Source organism: Staphylococcus canis, from assembly GCF_016238445.1.
Taxonomy (GTDB): domain Bacteria; phylum Bacillota; class Bacilli; order Staphylococcales; family Staphylococcaceae; genus Staphylococcus; species Staphylococcus canis.
Genome location: NZ_JABANU010000014.1, coordinates 13,022 through 34,713, shown reverse-complemented (window position 1 = coordinate 34,713; position 21,692 = coordinate 13,022). Strand labels below are relative to the sequence as shown.

At 33.8% G+C, this 21,692-nt stretch carries 21 protein-coding genes; 15 read left to right on the top strand and 6 right to left on the bottom strand.

Annotation, left to right across the window (positions count from 1 at the left end):
• Positions 1-12: 12 nt before the first annotated feature.
• The 4 genes from pepF to HHH54_RS06605 all read left to right on the top strand — a co-directional run bounded on the left by pepF (position 13) and on the right by HHH54_RS06605 (position 4,645).
• Positions 13-1,821 carry an oligoendopeptidase F gene (pepF, locus tag HHH54_RS06620; protein ID WP_198618058.1) on the top strand — a complete coding sequence of 603 codons (1,809 nt, stop codon included), beginning with the start codon at positions 13-15 and terminating at the stop codon, positions 1,819-1,821.
• Positions 1,822-2,317: 496 nt separating this feature from the next.
• On the top strand, positions 2,318-3,010 hold the full coding sequence (locus HHH54_RS06615) for an ABC transporter ATP-binding protein (protein ID WP_198618057.1): 693 nt from the start codon (positions 2,318-2,320) through the stop codon (positions 3,008-3,010).
• Positions 2,997-4,157, top strand: coding sequence for an ABC transporter permease (locus tag HHH54_RS06610; RefSeq protein ID WP_198618056.1), 1,161 nt, complete (start codon positions 2,997-2,999; stop codon positions 4,155-4,157). Before HHH54_RS06615 ends, HHH54_RS06610 begins: the two co-directional genes overlap by 14 nt.
• Positions 4,158-4,234: 77 nt before the next feature.
• Positions 4,235-4,645, top strand: a complete 411-nt coding sequence (locus HHH54_RS06605; protein WP_198618055.1) for a hypothetical protein — start codon at positions 4,235-4,237, stop codon at positions 4,643-4,645.
• Between the two features lie 76 nt (positions 4,646-4,721).
• On the opposite strand, the gene yjbH is transcribed toward HHH54_RS06605, so the two are convergent.
• The 3 genes from yjbH to HHH54_RS06590 all read right to left on the bottom strand — a co-directional run bounded on the left by yjbH (position 4,722) and on the right by HHH54_RS06590 (position 6,654).
• On the bottom strand, positions 4,722-5,513 hold the full coding sequence (yjbH, locus tag HHH54_RS06600) for a protease adaptor protein YjbH (RefSeq protein ID WP_198618054.1): 792 nt from the start codon (positions 5,511-5,513) through the stop codon (positions 4,722-4,724).
• A 14-nt stretch (positions 5,514-5,527) separates the two neighbouring features.
• Entirely contained in the window at positions 5,528-5,899 is a 372-nt protein-coding gene (locus HHH54_RS06595) for a truncated hemoglobin YjbI (protein ID WP_198618053.1), read from the bottom strand.
• Positions 5,900-6,066: 167 nt separating this feature from the next.
• Entirely contained in the window at positions 6,067-6,654 is a 588-nt protein-coding gene (locus HHH54_RS06590; RefSeq protein ID WP_198618052.1) for a CYTH domain-containing protein, read from the bottom strand.
• A gap of 144 nt (positions 6,655-6,798) precedes the next feature.
• On the opposite strand from HHH54_RS06590, the gene HHH54_RS06585 reads away from it, so the two are divergent.
• The 8 genes from HHH54_RS06585 (at position 6,799) to HHH54_RS06550 (ending at position 14,154) form a co-directional block, all read left to right on the top strand.
• The gene (locus tag HHH54_RS06585; RefSeq protein WP_198618051.1) at positions 6,799-7,146 is read left to right on the top strand and encodes a UPF0738 family protein; all 348 of its coding nucleotides are present in this window, start codon (positions 6,799-6,801) and stop codon (positions 7,144-7,146) included.
• Between the two features lie 16 nt (positions 7,147-7,162).
• On the top strand, positions 7,163-7,807 hold the full coding sequence (gene yjbM / locus HHH54_RS06580; protein WP_198618050.1) for a GTP diphosphokinase: 645 nt from the start codon (positions 7,163-7,165) through the stop codon (positions 7,805-7,807).
• Positions 7,807-8,616, top strand: coding sequence for an NAD kinase (locus HHH54_RS06575; protein ID WP_198618049.1), 810 nt, complete (start codon positions 7,807-7,809; stop codon positions 8,614-8,616). The genes yjbM and HHH54_RS06575 overlap by 1 nt, the downstream gene beginning before the upstream one ends.
• Positions 8,613-9,467 carry an RluA family pseudouridine synthase gene (locus HHH54_RS06570; protein ID WP_198618048.1) on the top strand — a complete coding sequence of 285 codons (855 nt, stop codon included), beginning with the start codon at positions 8,613-8,615 and terminating at the stop codon, positions 9,465-9,467. The genes HHH54_RS06575 and HHH54_RS06570 overlap by 4 nt, the downstream gene beginning before the upstream one ends.
• A gap of 25 nt (positions 9,468-9,492) precedes the next feature.
• Positions 9,493-10,878: a magnesium transporter gene (gene mgtE / locus HHH54_RS06565; protein WP_198618047.1), complete on the top strand. Its 1,386-nt coding sequence runs from the start codon at positions 9,493-9,495 to the stop codon at positions 10,876-10,878.
• Positions 10,879-10,889: 11 nt separating this feature from the next.
• Positions 10,890-12,722 (top strand): cation:proton antiporter domain-containing protein, encoded by a 1,833-nt coding sequence (locus HHH54_RS06560; protein WP_198618046.1) that lies wholly within the window; start codon positions 10,890-10,892, stop codon positions 12,720-12,722.
• A 98-nt stretch (positions 12,723-12,820) separates the two neighbouring features.
• Positions 12,821-13,594, top strand: coding sequence for an enoyl-ACP reductase FabI (fabI, locus tag HHH54_RS06555; RefSeq protein ID WP_198618045.1), 774 nt, complete (start codon positions 12,821-12,823; stop codon positions 13,592-13,594).
• A gap of 458 nt (positions 13,595-14,052) precedes the next feature.
• The gene (locus HHH54_RS06550; protein WP_198618044.1) at positions 14,053-14,154 is read left to right on the top strand and encodes a type I toxin-antitoxin system Fst family toxin; all 102 of its coding nucleotides are present in this window, start codon (positions 14,053-14,055) and stop codon (positions 14,152-14,154) included.
• Positions 14,155-14,552: 398 nt separating this feature from the next.
• On the opposite strand, the gene cozEa is transcribed toward HHH54_RS06550, so the two are convergent.
• A complete protein-coding gene (gene cozEa, locus HHH54_RS06545; RefSeq protein WP_198618043.1) occupies positions 14,553-15,650 on the bottom strand; it encodes a lipoteichoic acid biosynthesis protein CozEa in 1,098 nt (365 codons plus the stop codon).
• A gap of 210 nt (positions 15,651-15,860) precedes the next feature.
• On the opposite strand from cozEa, the gene HHH54_RS06540 reads away from it, so the two are divergent.
• The 3 genes from HHH54_RS06540 (at position 15,861) to HHH54_RS06530 (ending at position 18,814) form a co-directional block, all read left to right on the top strand.
• The gene (locus tag HHH54_RS06540; protein WP_198618042.1) at positions 15,861-17,435 is read left to right on the top strand and encodes an alanine/glycine:cation symporter family protein; all 1,575 of its coding nucleotides are present in this window, start codon (positions 15,861-15,863) and stop codon (positions 17,433-17,435) included.
• 82 nt (positions 17,436-17,517) lie between these two features.
• Positions 17,518-18,255, top strand: a complete 738-nt coding sequence (locus tag HHH54_RS06535; RefSeq protein WP_198618041.1) for an esterase family protein — start codon at positions 17,518-17,520, stop codon at positions 18,253-18,255.
• A gap of 49 nt (positions 18,256-18,304) precedes the next feature.
• Positions 18,305-18,814, top strand: a complete 510-nt coding sequence (locus tag HHH54_RS06530) for a 2'-5' RNA ligase family protein (RefSeq protein WP_198618040.1) — start codon at positions 18,305-18,307, stop codon at positions 18,812-18,814.
• A gap of 86 nt (positions 18,815-18,900) precedes the next feature.
• Here HHH54_RS06530 and ltaA read toward each other — a convergent pair whose 3' ends face one another.
• Together ltaA and HHH54_RS06520 are read right to left on the bottom strand one after the other, a co-directional pair.
• Entirely contained in the window at positions 18,901-20,094 is a 1,194-nt protein-coding gene (ltaA, locus tag HHH54_RS06525) for a lipoteichoic acid biosynthesis MFS flippase LtaA (RefSeq protein WP_198618039.1), read from the bottom strand.
• On the bottom strand, positions 20,072-21,247 hold the full coding sequence (locus tag HHH54_RS06520; RefSeq protein ID WP_198618085.1) for a diglucosyl diacylglycerol synthase: 1,176 nt from the start codon (positions 21,245-21,247) through the stop codon (positions 20,072-20,074). Before HHH54_RS06520 ends, ltaA begins: the two co-directional genes overlap by 23 nt.
• Positions 21,248-21,692 lie beyond the last annotated feature (445 nt).

The window sequence follows — 21,692 nt, the reverse complement described above, 5'->3', positions numbered from 1 at the left end:
AGGAGGAATAACATGAGTCAACAATTAACGAGAGAAGAACAAGAACAAAAATACCCTGAATATACATGGGATTTAACAACTATTTTTGAAAGTGATGAAGCTTGGGAAGCGGCATTTCGTAACGTCGAAGGTTATTTAGGTCAAGAGGAACAATATAAAGGTCATCTTGGTGACGATGCTGAAACATTATATCAAGCATTATCGCTAGAAGATGAAGTTGAAACAGAGCTTGAAGCGGTATATGTTTATGCGCATCTTAAACAAGATCAAGATACAGCAAATGATAAATACACTGGCTTTGAAGCTCGAGCACATCAATTAGCGATTAAATTAAGTTCTGCATGGAGCTTTTTAGTACCAGAACTTTTACAAATCGATCAAGCAAAGTTACAACAATTTGTTCAAGAACACGAAGGATTAAAACGCTTCGAATTTGACTTAGAATTACTTAATAAACAACGCCCACACGTACTTGATGCAGATAAAGAAAAGTTATTAACTGAAGCTCAAGACGCATTAGCGACACCTGGTAATGTATTCAGTATGTTTGATAATGCAGATTTGAAATTTGAGGATGTAGAAGATAAAGATGGACAAAAACATCCGTTAACACAAGGGACATTCATCAAATATTTAGAGTCAGATGATCGTATTTTAAGAGCATCTGCTTATAATAACGTATACCAAGCTTATGGAGCTTATAATAATACGTTAAGTGCAACGCTTGCTGGAGAAGTGAAAAAACATGTATTTAATGCACGTTCACATCATTATCAAACTGCTCGAGAACAAGCACTAAGTCATAATCACATTCCAGAAGAAGTATATGACAATTTAATCAAAACAGTTCATAAGTATTTACCATTACTTCATCGCTATACTCGCTTACGTCAGGAGCTACTTGGTTTAGATGATTTAAAAATGTACGATATGTATACGCCATTAGTCAAAGATATTAAATTTGAAATGCCTTATGAAGAAGCGGTTGAATGGATGCTAAAAGGCTTAGAACCAATGGGTGAAGAATATCTTGAAGTGGTGAAAGAAGGTTTAAATAATCGATGGGTCGATGTTTATGAAAATAAAGGTAAACGTTCTGGTGGTTATTCATCAGGAGCTCACAAAACCAATCCTTTCATCTTATTGAACTGGTCAGATACAATATCAGATTTATATACACTTGTTCATGAATTTGGACACTCTGCACATAGTTATTTTAGTCGTAAACATCAACCGTCAAATCATAGTGACTATTCTATATTTGTTGCAGAAGTTGCTTCAACATGTAATGAAGCGCTACTTAGTGATTACATGGATAAACATTTAGATGATAAACGTCGATTATTATTACTGAACCAAGAACTCGAACGATTCCGTGCAACGTTATTCCGTCAAACTATGTTTGCAGAGTTTGAACATAAAATTCATCAAATTGAAGAAGCAGGAGAACCATTAACAGCACATCGAATGAATGAAGAATATGCGAAATTAAATCGCTTGTATTTCGGTGATACTGTTGAAACGGATGAACATATTAGTAAAGAGTGGTCACGTATTCCACACTTTTATATGAATTATTATGTATATCAATATGCAACTGGTTATAGTGCAGCTCAAAGCTTAAGTCATCAAATATTAACAGAAGGAAAACCGGCTGTTGAGCGTTACATTAATGAATTCCTGAAAAAAGGTAGTTCAAACTATCCAATCGAAATCTTAAAGAATGCAGGTGTTGATATGACAACACCACAACCAATTGAGGATGCATGCGAAGTATTCGAACAAAAACTAGACGCTTTTGAAAAATTAATGAAAGCTTGATGTAAATGAATTCGTTTACAATTTGACGGATTTGTGAAATATTTAATTTTTACAAGTTAAAGGGTTGAAAGAGACTGAAACACATGTTATATTAACACCATGAAATTAATCACATAACAAACATACCCCTTTGTTTGAAGTGAAAAATTTCTCCCATCCCCTTTGTTTAGCGCCGTGTCAGAACACGGCGTTTTTTTATGCTTCAAATCGGCACAAATCCTCTTAATTGAACTCATACTTAAAAATGAATAAGTTAAGTTACTACATTTTAAAATATTCATTACTTTTATAACAATATAATCCAACACGTAATAAGATTAGTTACAAAATAGTCTATTCAAGATTCTTTATGATTAGAATATTACTATTTAAAGACGAGATATTGCCTTAATTAAATGATTGTTTTAAAACTTAAATTTTAATAATACATATACACTTCTGGAATAGGGTGGTATAAAATATAAGAAACATACAACCTTATTTGAAAGGAAGTCAAATGAGTAAAATTATAGAATGTATTAATCTTACAAAAGTTTATCGTAAGGGGGACATAATCACAAAAGTTTTTGAAAATATAGAATTAAATATCTCTAGAGGTGATTTTATAGCGATCATGGGTACGTCTGGGGTAGGTAAATCAACATTAATAAGTATTTTAGGATTACTAGATACAAACTTTGAAGGTGAATATTATTTTAATCAACGAGATGTTCGAAAGATGAATGACGATCAATTGTCAGAACATAGAAATCAAGATATTGGATTCATTTTCCAAGATTTTAATTTAATCGATGAATATACAGTTCGAGAGAATGTTTTATTACCTCATCTATATAATCATCAACAACAGGAATCTACAAATATCGAAAGACTAGCACAACAAATGGGAATGTATGAAAAACTAGACGCGTATCCTAAAAATTTATCTGGTGGTCAAAAACAGAGAGTGGCTATCATGCGGGCATTAATTCATAATCCTAAATTAATTATAGCTGATGAGCCAACAGGCGCATTAGATGAGATGACACGGAATGAAATTTTAAATATTTTAGTGACACTTCATAAAGAAGGTAGAACCATTTTACTTGTGACACATGATTTGGAAGTGGCGAAATGTAGTACTAAAATTTTAGAGTTAAAAGCAGGCACATTAAGCGAGAAATTAGGTATACAACATGCAAAAATATAGAATATTTAAAGATGTATTAAAGTTACTTAAGCGAAATAAAAGACAGAGTATACTTACAGCTATAGCTATAGGTATCGCGACATTTGTCGTTTTAATGATACTTTCAAGTCAATCTTATACATTTAATGCACTATCTGAAGATATGGATATCGAAGCACATACGACATCTCTTACATTTACACCGCATCACCGATTAAATCAACAAGGTTTCACTTCAGAAGATCAAAAGCTAATTGAAAAACATACGAGTTATCATCCTAGATTAGTATCCAGTTCATATGGAAAAGAAACACCTATAGAATTTGAAAATAATCATCAAATTTTAAGTTATAGAACTTTAAAAGATTTAGATCAGCATCAAATTACGCCACCTGAAATTTTAAAAGGTAAAGATTGGACAAGTCTGAAAAGCAAAAATGGAATAGCCATCAGTGATAAAGCTTTAATGAAGTTAACGCGACAACCACATATAGAAAATTATATAGGGGCAACAATAAAGATCAATGGACACCGCTTATTCATTCAAACAATATATCAAAGTTCAGCTGTTAAAGAAGTTTTGCCAGATGTCTTAATTTCCGAAAAAACAGTCCAATATTTGTTTAAAAACCACATTTTTTACGATCAACTGGATGTTGATACAGATAAACCAGCCGAAGTATATGACATGCTATCCTTATTAGATAAACATGGCACTCACGCAAAAGAGGGAACGTACGACTTTATTGATAATACACAAGTCTACAAAGATACGAAAGCAGAAACTAGTACGATATTGAATTTTATTGCTTTATTATCAAGTATTTCAATTTTTGTAGCTGGATTTGGTGTAATGAATGCTTTATTCTCAACAATTAGTGAGAGAAGTAAAGAAATAGCGATAAGACGTGCTCTAGGCGCGAAAAAGTCACACATTTATACTTCATATATCATTGAAGGCACACTACTTTCATTTTTTGGCGGAATTTTAGGTGTAATCGCGGCACTTATTATGATTGCTTTAATGAACCTTTCAGGGATGGTAGCATCTGTTTCTATAGTACAAGTCGTGATCACATTAACAATTACAGCAGTTTTTGGTGTGCTGTTTAGCATTATACCTGCAATGGTTGCTGCACATAAAAATGTAGTAGAAGGATTAAGGTAAATGCTAGAACTTTTAATAAGTGCCTTAGATTATTGATTGAGTTGTCCTAATTACATCTCTAAGTAAAGGAAGAGTTTATGAAAAAATGGGATTTAATATTAATATTTATTATTTTAAGCGAGTATGTTGTATGTTTCGCGATTGCGGTTCATTTAAATATTTTTCAATTTATGTTGGTTGGACAAGTTATTCCAACGGTATTATTAGCAATTCTTGGAGGAAGGATAGCATCATTATCAAAATATAAATGGTTGATTATAGCTCTTGTAAGTATAATATATGCTGTGTTGATGTTTATCCTGCTTAATCATATACCAATACAAATAATAGAAAATAATACTACTCAAAGTTCAACTTCTACATTTTCATTCAGTAGAAATATTGGCTTTGGTACATACTTTGGTTTGTTTTTGCAACAATTTGTTATAACAACTTTGATAACTATACTGTTAAGTATTATAAAACGAATACAAATGGGGAAGTACTAATATAGTATACAAAAACGGTTAGTGAGTGGATTCGCTAACCGTTTAATCATTCTTTGTATTACTATTTATTTAGATATTACGACATTTTAGATTTCCAAAATTCACCACTAGGATAGGTCAATTTTTCTACTTTCTGTTGTAATACTAACTTTTTGAGTTCTTTTTTAAGTGTTTTTTTAGGCCATTCGTAAATTGTTAATAATTCTTCTTCTGTAACAAGTTGCTTTTGTTGAATGTAGTCACAAAGTTTGGGCGGAAGATTTTTTTCAATAGGCGTTCCCATCATTTCATTAATGATATAAGTGTAAATGTGATATGGGTATAAGCCTTCCACTTTTAATCCCTCTTCTTGAATGTCTTCATTGAAAAATACTAGAGAAGGGGCCATTTCGACTTCCATTTCTCGTGCAATATGAAGATCGACTTTTAAACTTTCACGTAGTTTACCATGCTTTAAATCATCTTGGTAAACGTCAAAATCCAGTCCTGCATTAATAATACACTTTGCTATCATTTCTTCAGTGACAATATCACGTTTCGGAATGATTTCATTTTGAATCAAATGCATGAAACGATGTGCGCGCGCTCGACCTTGTAATTCAGCTGCTTTAAAGGCGAGTGCGATATTATCACGATCAGATGTACTTTGTGCCTGACACTTCGTTAGTACACGTAAAGACGGATTTAATATATGACGAATACGGAGATATTGATGATATTCGATTCTCAATTTTGATAATACTGCAGAAAGTTTAAAGCTCTCTTCACTAAATGGATCGAAAAAAGAATATATTTCAATTTTGCTCACAGGTGAAAGATTCAAATCTTCACGACGACTATTAGTTAAAATGCGTAATTCTTCAGTCATGTTTTCACCTTCAATTAATTTTCAGTATTAACCATATGATTCGCAGTTAAACGTAATCTCTCATATAAATATGAGCCTACACCGTCAGGCAAGTTTGCCGTTTCAATAGCAGTGGCCATATTTTCAAGCCAAGCTTCTTTTGCAGCTTGGTCAATTGTAAAAGGGAGATGACGTTGTCTTAACATTGGATGACCATGTTCTTGTGTATACAAATCTGGGCCACCTAAAAATTGAGTTAAGAACTGTTTTTGTTTACGTGCTGTTTCAGCAAAGTCACCAGGGAATAAATGATTGATGCGATTGTCTTGTTCAACGAGTTGATAAAAATGATCAATCATTTGGTATAAAGCATCTTGTCCGATAATATCATAAGGCGTTTTTGTCATATTAATCACCAATTTAGTTTCATTATATACATAAATAATAACATGAATTTTTACAATTCAAAGCAAAAGCACTTGCCTATTAGATTAGAAGTGATATTGTATCAGAAATATAACTTTATGATAAATCTAAGGTTTTAAAAATAGCGATTCACTAGAACTTTACCAATTTACTCTATCTCATCTTCTTTTAATTCAGCTTGACGTTCGAAAAAACGTTGTACTTTGTTTTTCGGGGGGTTATGTGTTAAATGAAACTGATCCAGAATTGCTTGGAAGGCTACTAATCCTCTATCATAGTCATTCACTTCAAACTCTAACTCATAATCTTCAGTTCCTAAATATAAACTATGATCTAAAACAAGCAAGCCGTTTTCGAGTTGTGTTTCCATTCTTTTAGTTTCAAGTGCACCTAAAATTTTAAGATTTGAGATGTTAATATCATGTTGTTTGAGTATTGTAACGACATCATGTGGTAATTCTGAGGATGGTATTTGTTGAGTAGGTAATATTGAAATAGGTGAGTTATATTCTGTTAAACCTATTTTTGCAGGCACTTTTAACGTTAACTCTAATCCATCGTCTTTCTCACGGATTCTAAGTGCCATTTTATGCTGTGCGATTTGTAAATCTGGCGTATCAATGTAATGATTTTTTTGGGTGAATGGCTGTTGTGTTTTAAAATAGGCTGTTCTAATAGTTTGATAAGTTTCAGCGTCAATTAATTGTTTGAATTCTATTTCTTGTGCTTGAGCCATGCTCTATCCTCCTCTTATCATGTAGCGTTTATTTTTAAATTATGACTGAAAATCATCTCTTTTGAAAGTATTTCGTATAGAGTGATTCAACATGAGGTGAACGGTAAATTATGTTAAACTATAACTTGATAAGGAGGAAAAGGTATGCGTATATATGTCAACGAAATTAAAATTCAAGATGATCGAATTTTATGTTATACAGATCAATCTACAGAAGGATTTACAGAAGCTGGTCAAATGTTAGTAGATAGTGACAACTATGCTTTTGTGAGTCTACTTGATGATGGATCTTCTTATTCATACTTAATTTTTGTTCAAGAAACGTGGTCGATGCTACATCATAATCGTGATAAACAATTGGTAGTGAATGACACACTTGTCCTTGAACGTTTTCACGAAGAATTAGATTATTTACTTGAAAATATTCAAGGGAACTCCAATTATGGTAAAGACTTTGTTGCTGCTGTAGAAGAAACTTTTGAATTAGCATGAAGTGGAGTGAACAATTATGAATCAATGGGAAATTTTTCTATCGCCTTATCGCCAAGCTATTGACGAACTTAAAGTTAAACTAAAGGGGTTACGAAAACAATACGAGGTGACAGAACATAATTCACCAATAGAATTTGTTACAGGACGTGTAAAACCAATTACGAGTATTATTGATAAGGCCAACAAAAGGGGTATACCATATGATCGCTTAAGTGATGACATGTATGACATTGCTGGATTGCGTATCATGTGTCAATTTGTGGACGATATTGATAAAGTTGTAGATTTGTTACGACAACGTGAGGATTTTAAAGTTGTCGAAGAACGAGATTACATTAACAATACAAAACAAAGTGGATATCGTTCGTATCATGTGATTATTGAATATCCAATTGAAACTTTAAATGGGACAAAATCTATCTTAGCTGAGATTCAAATACGTACTTTAGCTATGAATTTTTGGGCAACAATCGAACATACGCTTAGATACAAATATGATGGAGATTATCCTCCAGAAATTCAAACGCGTCTTGAACGGGCAGCTGAAGCGGCATTTTTATTAGACGAGGAAATGTCTGAAATTAAAGACGAAATCCAAGAAGCTCAAAAATATTATTCCAAAAAGCGTTCGAAAAAACATGAGAATCGTGAGGTGGAGTGATGCGTTATGCGATTTTATCAAAAGGAGATGCGAAGTCAGAAGCATTAAAGCATAAGATGCAAACACATATGAAAGATTTCAAAATGATTGAAGATGTTGAAAATCCTGAAATTGTCATTTCTGTGGGTGGTGACGGTACGTTATTACAAGCCTTTCATCAATACAGTCATATGTTAGCACAATGTGCATTTGTAGGTATACATACCGGACACTTAGGGTTTTATGCTGATTGGTTACCACATGAAGTGGAAAAGCTCATCATTGAAATTAATAACTCTGAATTTCAAGTCATTGAATATCCACTATTAGAAATGATTGTGCGCTATAATGACAAAGGGTATGAAACGCGTTATTTAGCACTGAACGAAGCGACAATGAAGACTGAGAATGGCACAACATTGGTTGTTGATTTGGATATCCGAGGTCAACATTTTGAGCGTTTCCGAGGAGATGGATTATGTATTTCAACGCCTTCAGGGTCGACGGCATATAATAAAGCGTTAGGGGGAGCGTTAATCCACCCTTCATTAGAAGCAATTCAAATTGCCGAGATCGCATCAATTAATAATAGAGTCTTTCGAACAGTAGGCTCTCCACTCGTATTACCAAAACATCATACGTGTCACGTTAAACCTGTCAATCATGATGTTATTTTGACTACTGTGGATCACGTCAGCGTGAAACATAAGAATGTAAACACGATTCAATATCGTGTGGCAAACGAGAAGATTCGTTTCGCGCGATTTAGACCTTTCCCATTTTGGAAACGCGTGCATGACTCATTTATTTCAAGTGGTGAAACGCTGTGAGATTCCAATATGATATACAAACTTCAGTGTCTTTAAAAACTTTTTTATATGAACAAAAGTTTTCCAAAAAGACGATTAGCGCCATTAAACAAGATGGCGCTTTACTTGTAAATGATATCCCACGTACAGTCCGATATATGCTTGAAGTTGGAGATACGGTTGTTGTTCAACTCCCTCGTGAACACCCAAGTCCCTTCTTAGTGCCTTATGACCAACCATTAGATATTTTGTATGAAGATGCATGGTTACTTGTAGTCAATAAACAAAAGCATCAAAATAGCGCGCCATCACGAGAACATCCACATGAAAGTTTGGTTGAGCAAGTATTATCATATATGCAAAATAAAGGTGAAAGTGGTATCCCTCATATCGTAACACGGCTTGACCGTCAGACGATGGGGGTTGTGATTATTGCAAAATCACGACATATTCATCATTTAATGTCATCAATAACAATTCATAAATATTATGAGTGTATTTGTGAAGGGATATTGACACAACCTGATACGATTGAAAAGCCTATTGCTCGTACATCTGACAGTATTATTGAACGTACAGTATCAGAAAAAGGTAAATATGCAAAGACGATATATTGGCCTGTACAAAATTTTCATCAATATACGTTATGTCGTGTGAAGCTTGAAACGGGAAGAACGCATCAAATTCGCGTTCATTTTAAATCCATTGGTCACCCTATTGTAGGAGATGGATTATACGGACATATACATCCTTTATATGAGACACAATTACTTAAATGTGCTGAGGTGGCTTTTATACACCCCATTACTCAAAAGGATGTACATGTTCAAAGTGTAACACCTCAATTTGAGCAAATATTATATACATTATAAAAGGAAAGTGAGCGGGGTGAAAGGTTTGAATAATGAACATGATCATTTAATTTTAGATGATGAAGAGCGCTACAATAAAATTCTGTTAGATCAATTGATTCGAGAAGAAGATATTGATGGGTTTAGAACTGAATTTTTAGCGATGCACTCTTACGAACAAAGTGAATATTTTGAAGATAGTGATTCAACGGTTCATCAAAAAATGTATCAATATTTATCACCTGAAGAAGTAGCTAACTTTTTCGAAAATCTAGAAATTGATGAAGAAGATTATGAAACGCTATTTGAAGAAATGAATGCGACATATGCAAGTCAAATTCTTGAGTATATGTCTTACGATAATGCGGTAGATATATTAAATCAATTGTCAAAGCGTAAAATTGCAAGCTTACTGATGTTGATGAATCGTGAAGATGCAAAAGAAATCAAAGCATTATTACATTATGAAGAAGATACAGCTGGCGGTATCATGACAACGGAGTACATTTCATTGACAATTTCAACGCCAGTCCATGAGGCGTTAATGCATGTTAAAGCGCAAGCACCAGAAGCGGAAACGATTTATGTGATATTTGCGATTGATGAGCATAAGAAACTAGTCGGTGTCTTGTCATTACGTGATTTAATCGTTGCAGAGAATGATGCTTATATCGAGGATATTATGAGCGAACGTGTGATTAGTGCTAACGTTGCCGACGACCAAGAAGATGTCGCACAAACGATGCGTGACTATGACTTTATCGCAATGCCTGTTGTCGATTATCAAAACCATTTATTGGGTATTATTACAATCGATGATATCGTTGACGTTATGGATGAAGAGGCTAGTGAAGACTATTCTCGTTTAGCAGGTGTGTCTGATATTGATTCCACTGACGATTCTATTTTTCAAACGGCGTTAAAACGTTTACCGTGGCTTTTGATCTTAACGGTGCTCGGTATGATTACAGCATCTATTTTAGGTTCGTTTGAAGAAACCCTAGAAAAAGTAGCACTCTTAGCAGCATTTATTCCTATTATTAGTGGGATGTCTGGGAATTCTGGGACGCAATCACTTGCGGTTTCAGTTCGAAATATTTCAACTGGTGAAATTAAAGAAAAGAGTAAGCTTAAATTAGCATTACGTGAATCTGGAAGTGGCTTTTTAACCGGAATTACATGTGCAATTTGTTTAACGTTAATTATCATTGTATTGTATCAACAACCTTTCCTTGCAATGATTGTCGGGACAAGTTTAACAATTGCGATGACAGTTGGGACAACAATCGGTTCTGTTATTCCACTTTTAATGAACAAAATAGGCATTGATCCCGCAGTTGCAAGTGGGCCATTTATTACTACGATTAATGATATTGTCAGTATGTTGATATACTTCGGTCTGGCAACTTCATTTATGACATATTTAATGTAAGGGGGGCATCTATGGAATTTGTATCACTTGTTATTGTAATCATTGCAGCTGTATTGACACCTATCATTGTTAATCGGTTTAAAATAGGATTTTTACCCGTTGTAGTTGCTGAGATATTAATGGGGATTGTCATTGGTCGCTCATTTTTAAATATCGTACACACCGATGAGACGCTTAAGATATTATCCACATTGGGCTTCATCTTTTTAATGTTTTTGAGTGGTCTTGAAATCGATTTTAATGCTTTTAAAAAAGACAAATCTAATAAAAAACAAGAAGTGACAACTGGACCGAGCCATTTTACGCTAGCGTTGATGATTTTTTCACTTATCATGATTGTTTCAACATTTCTTGCTTTCGCATTTAAGTGGGTCGGTCTCATTGATGATGTTTTACTGATGGTCATTATTATTTCAACGATTTCTTTAGGGGTTGTTGTACCGACGCTTAAAGAAATGAATATCATGCGAACACGTATCGGCCAGTTTATATTATTAGTCGCAGTACTTGCAGATTTAGCGACGATGTTATTATTAACGGTGTACGGTGCGTTAAATGCAACAGGGAGTAGTACGATTTGGTTAATTGGTATTTTAGCAGTATTACCAATCGTTTTTTATTTCGTAGGCGCTTTTTTGAAAAAGGCACCAATCTTTGAAAAACTAATGGACGGTACGACGCAAATTGGAATCCGGGCTGTATTTGCACTTATTATTTTGCTTGTTGCCCTTGCAGAAGGTGTAGGTGCAGAAAATATTCTCGGCGCTTTTTTAGCTGGGGTGGTCTTATCGTTACTGAAGCCAACACCTGACTTAGTAGAAAAATTAGACTCATTTGGCTATGGATTTTTCATTCCTATCTTCTTTATTATGGTAGGCGTCGAACTGGATATACCATCATTAGTTAAGAATCCATCGCTACTGATTATTATTCCGATTTTGATATTAGCATTTATTATTTCAAAATTAGTTCCAGTATTGTTCATCCGAAAATGGTTTGATATGAAAACAACAATTGCTTCAGCATTTTTATTAACATCGACATTATCATTAGTCATTGCTGCGGCGAAGATTGCTGAAAAACTACATACAATTAGTGATGAAACGTCAGGAATTTTAATTTTAAGTGCAGTCATTACATGTGTGTTCGTACCAATCGTCTTTAAAAAATTGATTCCGGTACCTGACGAAATGCAAACGACAGTAAATGTTGCATTGATCGGTAAGAATCAATTAACGATTCCAATTGCACAAAAATTGAGCTCTCAACTGTATCAAATCACATTATATTATCGTGAAGATTTATCAGATCAGCGAAAATTGTCGGATGATATCACTATGATTGAATTTCCAGACTACGAAGCGAAGATGTTAGAGCGCTTAGGATTATTTGATAGTGACATCGTGGTATGTTCGACAAATGATGATAACATTAATCGTCGTGTTGCGCTAATGGCTAAGGATCACGGAGTTGAACGAGTAATATGTCGTCTTGAATCAAACGATGAGGCACAAGAACTATCACATCATGGTATTGAAATTTTTAGTAATTTCCAAAGTAACCAAATATTACTTAAAGGTATGATTGAGACACCAAATATGTTGAATTTATTAAGTAACGTGGAAACTTCACTTTACGAGATTGGAATGTACAACTATGCATTTGATCATATGCAGTTACGAGATTTTCCATTTGGTGGCGATATTATCTTTGTCCGCATTATACGTAATAATGAGTCAATCGTTCCGCATGGAGACACTTTCTTACAATACGGAGATCGTCTGATTGTGACAGGAACTAAAGAATATGTTGAGCAACTGAAAATTGAACTTGAAATGTTTTAACGAAGCACTCAACACGTATGGATAATATTTGTATGGTTTTCAGTGCTAATGGTAAAATTAAAGTAAATTTATTGTAGTTGATAAAGGAGTTATTCAAAGTGATAGATCTTAAAAATAAAACATTCGTAATTATGGGTATTGCTAACAAAAGAAGCATTGGATTTGGCGTTGCAAAAGTGTTAGATCAACTCGGAGCAAAATTAGTTTTTACCTATCGTAAAGAAAGAAGTTTTAAAGAACTCGATAAATTAATCGATCAATTAAATCAAAGTGAAAAACATGTTTATCAAATCGATGTTCAAAATGATGAAGATGTGATTCAAGGTTTTGAGAAAATTGGACAAGAAGTAGGAAAAATTGATGGTGTATTTCATTCAATCGCCTTTGCACGTGTAGAAGAATTACGCGGTCGTTATTCAGAAACATCACGTGACGGCTTTTTACTTGCACAAGATATTAGTGCGTATTCATTAACTATTGTTGCACGTGAAGCACGTAAAATTATGAATGAAGAAGGCGGTAGTATTGTAACATCGACATATATTGGTGGAGAGGCTGCAGTGCCGAACTATAATGTTATGGGTATTGCGAAAGCAAGTCTTGAAGCTTCAGTAAAATATTTAGCAGCTGATTTAGGTCAAGATAACATTCGTGTTAATGCAATTTCAGCTGGTCCTATTCGTACATTAAGTGCACGTGGTGTCGGTAACTTTACATCAATCTTAAAAGAGATTGAAGAACGTGCACCACTAAAACGAAATGTAGATCAAGAGGAAGTGGGTAAAACAGCGGCATACTTATTAAGTGATTTCTCATCAGGTGTTACTGGTGAAAATATTCACGTGGACGCAGGGTTCCACGCAATTCGTTAAATATTTGTAGAAAATATTTGAAACTAGGCTAGAAAATGCAATTCTATAATAAATCGGACTGGTGACATTTAAATTATAAATGTTGCTTGTTCGATTTTTAATTTTTAGATACAAAAAGACGCAATGACCTCTATTATTGAAGTGACCAAACCATAATAAAGGAGATCATGCGCCCACGAATTATTTTATATCAAAACACTTGATAGGAAAAAACATAACCACTTTAAGTATACGCTTACATCGATGTGATTAAAAAAACGGTGTGTAAGTTTATAATGATATATCGCACATTAAAGAATAGGAATAATATAATGAAAAGAAGCACTTAAAATTATAAAGGGATGACATCATTCAACTTACCGGAAGTTATCTCTCAATGTATATTCGAAGATGATATAATATATAGGTCGCCTATCTCTCAGGCGTCAATTTAGACGTAGAGAGGAGGTGCATATCGGATGATCGAAGCTCTTGTTCACATCACGACCACAGTCATCAGTGGTTGTATTGTTGCGTTATTTACGTATTGGCTACGTACACGTAACAATAAGAAAAAATAGGCGATATTAGCCAGTACCTAAAAATCCCCTCACTACGCGCAATAGTGAGGGGATTGGTGCATATAATGCACGAAGCTCTTGTTAACTAAATTATAACATTGGTTAGTAGAAGAATGCAAAGTCTCCATTCATTTCTTTGGGTTCTATAATAAATCGGACTGGTAACATTTAGATTATAAATGTTGGTTGTTCGATTTTTAATTTTTAGATACAAAAAGACGCAATGACCTCTATTACTGAAAGTGACCAAACCATAATAAAGGAGATCATGCGTCCATAAATTATTTTATATCAAAACACTTAATATTAAAAGTGAGACATTGCATGGATTAATCTCCATTCATAATGTCTCACTTTTTTTGATAGTACTATGAATTTTACTTTCTTGATGATATCAACTATAAAATACTTTTATCATCGACATCACTTTGTGCTTTCAACATAATTTGTTGACGGTATTTGAAAACATTACGAACTAATGTTTTAAGCACTGCATACAATGGAACAGCGACTAAGATTAAAACAAAGCCACCTAAACTTCCAGAAGCTAAAATCACAACGATGATTGTAAGTGGGTGAATATTAAGTGATTTACCCATAACGTTAGGTGTAATCACGTTACCTTCAAGTTGTTGTGCAATCAGTGTTACGACACAAACCCATACAAATGTTGTTGGACTTTGGATAAGACCTAAGATACCTGCTGGTAAAAAGGCCATCCAAGGACCTAAAAATGGAATCATATTTGCCACACACGCAAACATTACGAGTAAAACGGTATATTCTAAACCGATAATTGAATATCCAATAAATAGAATAACCCCTAAAATTAAACTTACAGTCACTTGACCTTGTATGTAAGATTTTAAAGTATGGTTTAAATCTTTTAATAAATTAACTACAAAAATCTTACGCTCTCCATTAAATATACGGGCAATAGCAGGAATAAAACGTTCATGATCCTTAAGCATATAAATTAAGAAGAAAGGTACTAAAATAAGTAAGAATAATGTTGAAATAATACTTGTAATGATATTAAGCGAATTTGATAAAAGATCAGATGCGACAGAACCAGACTTATTAATCATCTCATTAATCTTATCAGTTACTTGATCTGGTAAACGATCACGTTGGTCTAAAGCAAAGTTGATAAAGTCTTGAGTTTGTCTTTGAATATATGGCAGTTGATGAATTAAATTTTCGATTTGAGTCGCAATGACTGGTCCGACTAATAAAATCACAATCGCTACCATTCCAGTCAACCCTAATAAAATGATTGTAATACTGGCCCATCTCGGGAAATGCCATTTTTCGAGTATATTTTGAAATGGCAAACAAATATAAAATAAGAAACCACTTAATAATAGCGGCAATAGAACGGATGAAACAATCGTAATGATTGGCATAAATAAGTGATCAATGTCTAAAAACAACTTAATTAACAAGAATAAAATTAATAACGCGATTCCCGTTCGAAACCAGACTTTATTTGTCATCAGTTCAACCTCCTTTTTAAATAATACACATATTATAGTATAGACTAACTAAGCTTATGATAAAAGAATAAAAATAATTATAAAGAATAAGACCTAAAATTTTTAAATGTTGTGAAAATTTAGATTTACAACTGAGCGCCAAACAGAGTATACTATACATATAGTTGTCTGAAAATTTAAAATGATAATTGGGAATGGGAGAGATGTTTTATGGTGGAGTCAATTGTAGGGTGGTTGAATAATATTGTATGGAGTAAACCACTCGTCTTTGGATTATTATTCACGGGGATTGCTTTTAGTTTAATCACACGTTTTTTACAAGTACGGCATTTTAAAGAAATGATTCGTCTTATGTTTCAAGGGGAAAAATCACCAACAGGTATTTCGAGTTTTCAGGCGATTGCATTATCATTAGCAGGACGTGTCGGTACAGGTAATATTGTAGGGGTATCAACGGCAATATTTATCGGTGGTCCTGGTGCTGTATTTTGGATGTGGGCAACTGCTTTCTTAGGAGCAGGGACAGCATTTGTAGAGTCAGCACTTGGTCAAATTTATAAAAAAGAAGAAGACGGTGAATATCGAGGGGGACCAGCATACTATATAGAGCGCGGAATTAAAGGTAAAATTGGTAAAATATATGGACTGATTTTTGCGGTCGTTACGATTATTTCAGTAGGTTTGCTTCTACCGGGTGTTCAGTCTAATGCGATTGCAAGCTCAATGCACAATGCATTTGGTATACAACCGTGGATTATCGCTTTAGTATTAATTGTTGTTTTAGCATTAGTTATTTTTGGAGGGGTAAAATCTATTGCGAAGGTAGCAACAGCGGTTGTTCCTTTTATGGCAATTATTTACATAGCAATGGCCGTTGTGATTATTTTACTCAATATTAGTCAAGTTCCAATGTTGTTTGCGCTAATCTTTAAATCTGCTTTTGGTATGGAGGCTGCGTTTGGTGGTATTATTGGAGCGATGATTGAGATTGGTGTAAAACGAGGATTATATTCAAATGAAGCAGGGCAAGGTACTGGACCACATGCAGCAGCTGCAGCTGAAGTATCTCATCCTGCAAAGCAAGGACTAGTACAAGCGTTTTCAGTATATGTTGACACATTATTTGTATGTACAGCTACAGCACTTATTATTTTAATTTCACAAACATATAATACGACTGACGGTACGACAACTGCTTCAGGAATGCCTAACTTGATTCATGATGGTGGTATTTATGTACAATCAGCGGATGGTACTAAAGATTATTCGGGAACAGCGATGTATGCACAAGCAGGGATTGATAAAGCATTTAATAGTTCGTATCACTTTGATCCAACTTTTTCAGGGTTTGGCTCATATTTCATAGCAATTGCACTGTTTTTCTTCGCTTTCACAACGATACTAGCATATTATTATATTGCTGAAACGAATGTAAGTTTCGTAACGAATCGAATTGCACAAAGGCAGAATAAATTTTGGCGAAATGTTACTCGAGTTATTTTGATAGCTGCAACAGCTTATGGCGCAATTAAAACAGCAGATGTTGCATGGGCATTAGGTGACTTGGGTGTAGGTATGATGGCTTGGCTTAACTTGATTGCCATTTGGATATTGTTTAAACCAGCATTAAATGCATTGCATGATTTTGAAAAACACAAAAAACAACATGGTACAGGGAAAACCGCGATTTATCGACCTGATCCTAAGAAGTATCCAACAGCTACATTTTGGTTAGAAGATTATCCAAGACGTTTGAAAGAAGAACATTATCAGGTTGAAGACTAATCTGAATATAAAGCTAAATATTAACAGGTATGTGCGTCTCTTGATACAATAAGGTTAATTCGTATAAGGGGGCGCTTTTTGAATGACAGAATTTAAGGCGGGTCAAATAACCAAAACACAGTTTGAAAGTAACATTCTAGATAGAACGGTTACGTTATCCGTATATCTACCAGAAGATTATTCTAATGATGAACCATCAAATGTTATCTTTTGTTTCGATGGTCGTGATTTTATGAGATATGGACAAATCCATCGTCTTTATGAAAGACTTTGGAGAAAAGGCGAAATTAAAAAATCAATTATCATAGGATTCCATTATGAAAGTGTCCACAAGCGACATGAAGAATTTCATCCTCAAGGAGAATTCGCTTCAATGACTGTGCGTGCCGTAGCAACTGAAATTTTTCCTTGGATAGATGAAACTTTTACTACACATACATCAAGTGAATCACGTGTTTTATTAGGAGATAGCTTAGCGGGTAGTATCGCCTTTTTAACCGCATTATCGTACCCACGTACACTGAGTCAAGTAGGTATGCTCAGTCCACATGTAGATGAAGTGGTAGAACTTCTATTAAATCGTTGTCAGTTTAAAGGTAATTTATCAATTTGGCACGTCATTGGTAAAGAAGAAATAGATTTTAAATTACCAACAAGTGGAGAACGTGCAGACTTTTTAACACCCAATCGTGAATTAAAAAAATTATTAGAGCCTACGGTGCGTTCGTACTATTATGATGAATTAGACGGGGGTCACAACTGGAAAACATGGCAAAAAGAATTACCTAAGCTGTTAAAATATTTTTTAAGTAACGAATAATTCTAAATTTTGCTATAATAGAATTAAACGAAACAAAGGAGGAGTTTCAATGATTTTAGGTTTAGCATTAATTCCATCAAAAGATTTCCAAAATGAAGTCAATGCGTATCGTAAACGCTATGATAAGCATTACACTAAAATTCAACCGCATATCACAATTAAAGGTGCATTTGAAATTGATGACAATGATTTTGAAAAAGTAAAAGATGAAATTCGTCAAAGATTAGAAGGGGTTAACCGCGTTGAAGTACATGCAACTAAAGCTTCTAACTTTGCGCCAACAACAAATGTAATCTACTTTAAAGTTGAAAAAAATCAAGAATTAGAGACTCTTTTTGATAAGTTTAATTCAGAAGATTTCTATGGTACTGCGGAACACCCATTTGTACCGCACTTTACAATTGGGCAAGGTCTATCCAGTCAAGAGTTTGAAGATATTTATGGCCAAGTTCGTCTAGCAGGTATTGATCATAAAGAAACAATTGATACATTATCTTTAATGCAATTTGATGAAGCTAAAGATAAATGGGAAGAAATTGAAACATATACATTAGGATAAATAAAAAGGTTAGGACAGGTATTCACTTATGAAAGACTACTAATTTTTCATAAGCATGCCAGATGTCCTAGCCTTTTTTATAGTTATTAATGTTGAATTTTAGTGCGACGTTTAAGAAAATATATACCGTAAAATAAAGCAAGAAACAAAATCAATAGTGTCGCAAAGTAAAACGAATAGATAGGGTTACTTGAGACTTGCGAAATTTGTCCGCCTAAAAATGCACCGATCATTGCGCCAAAGCCTTGGATACTATTAATAACGCCCCATGTTTCTTCTTGCTCACTAGAATGAATAAAACCCGCCATAAACGTGTTCCAAGCAGGTAATAATAAACCATATAACAATCCAATTCCAAACGCAATAATCCAAACGATATGGATTTCTGTAATCATTGTGAGAGAAAAAATAGATACGCCGTAAATCATAAATCCTATAAAAATAACCCAGTACATAAATAGAGTAGAGTGACTATCAATTAATTTTGAAAGCAACAACATAGATATCGTACAACCGATAGCACCTATAATAATAGCAAACGTATACTCTATAGTAGAAACACCTACAATATTTAAAGCATATTGTGGTAAAACAGGAACCAAGGCACTAATTGCGATACCTTGAAGTAATATCCCTGGGAATAAAATTAAATGACGTTTCGTTACACTCACAATTTGTTTTAATTGTTGCTTTACATTTTTAGTATTGTAATCTGTTAAACGGACTTTTACAAAGAAATATAAAATGAGCGCAATCGCAATACACAATGCCATTAGAAAGTTATAATGTGTAGCGTGCACTTTAAATAAGAGATTCATACCAATCATACCGACTAATAATCCTGATAACCAAGCGAAATAGACGTAGCCCATTTGTTTACCGCGTGAGCGCTCATCGACACTTGCTAGCATAATTACCCAAATCGGACACACAGCAATACCTAGCATAACTGCACTTATGAGCAATACGATAGGGGAAATTGGAAAAAGTATAACTAAACTTAAACTCACTAAAGCAAGTAAAAATCCGATTACGAGCACGATGCGGGGACCTAACCGTTTAAGGACAAAGCCAATAACAAAATTAGAAACAGAATCTGCTACAAAGTGAATAGAGATTGCAAGAGATGTAATCCCAACCGCAACTGATGTGACAGTTGGGAGTATTGTAAGATAGCTTAAAACATACATACCTCTTGCTAATTCCATTAAAAACAAAATAATGAGTAAAATATAAAAGTTTTTATGAGCACTGTAATTATTTGACGAGTAGCTTTGCATACAAAGGAACCTTTCCATAAATATTTTCTGAGTGGGATGCATTGTGTAATAAATCTAAAAGATCTAAACACAGACGTTGTGTTGAATATGGAATTCTTTCTCTCGATAGATTTTGAATCATTGTCTCAATTTCAGAAGGATTTTGTGTAAGATACGTCATAATATCTATTGCTTCTGAAGGTGTATTTGCAATTTTACCGAATCCTTTCATTTCAAAATAATGCGCGTTTTCAAGCTCTTGTCCAGGTGCAGGGTTTAAAAATATCATTGGCACTTTGCGAATAAACGCTTCAGAAATGGTAATACCTCCAGGTTTGGTAAGCATGAGGTGACTTGAAGCCATCCACTCATTCATATGCTTAGTAAAGCCTAAGATTAAAACATTAGGATTATCTTTAAAAGCTGCAGTAAGTTGGCGTTTTAAGGACTTATTTCTACCACAAATCATGACGACTTGTGCATTAGGACTTTCGTCAACTACACGTTGTATCATGGATTCAAATCCTTTCGAAACACCAAATGCACCAGCAGACATTAAGATAGTTTGTGCATTTGGATCTAACCCATGTGAGCGTAACCATTCTGCTCTATCTATATTCATTTCGAATTTTTCGGAAATTGGGATACCAGTGACTTTTAAATGTGATTCTGGGATTCCGATTGACATAAATTCATTTTTTAAATCTTCAGTCGCTAAATAGTAACGTTCTGAATATGGTGTAATCCAATTTTTATGCATACGATAATCTGTCATCACAGTAGCAATAGGAATATTCATATTGAATTGCTCTGTTAATACTGACATTACCGGTGTCGGAAACGTTAAGAGAATTAAATCGGGTTTTTCTTTAAGCAGTAAGTTAACTAACTTATTGAGACCATAATATTTATAAAAACATTTATCTAACTGGTCAGGACGACTATAATAGAATGCTTTATACATCCGACGGAAATATTTAAAGCTATTAATATACCATTTTTTAGTTAAAGTCGTTATGATAGGGTGTGCTTCTAGGAATAAGTCATGTTGGATGACTGTAAGGTTGTTTAAGTTCATATTATGCAATTGTTCAATAATACTATTTGTCACTTGTATATGACCGTTACCGAATGAACCCGTAATAATTAATATTTTCTTCTTTTGAGACACTATAAAGGCCCCCTCCATATCAATTTGAACATAGTTAGTTAACGTTAGTGTAACCTAATTTGTTACATTTGTGATGTGCTAAAATGACATCTTATATAAAACTCAACATTGTAAAGTAATGATATGCTTTGTAAAGTTATAATTGTAATCATATCATTCTTTTTGTACACGCATTTCGTGAATTCATTATAATATCATAATATAATCTAAGTACCGATACAACAGATAAGATAAAGAACATCTAGATATTAAATGATAATGGTTCTATGGTGTTACAATGCATTTAAAGTCATAATCAACTACGATAAAATGAAAAATGCATTATTTTTTTGAGGAAATTTTACATTATAATTTAAATATCATTACCCATAAAAATTGTTTTTTAATCGTCAAATACGATAATGATATCATTCGAATCGTGAAGAAAAATTAGTCTATTTATATATCA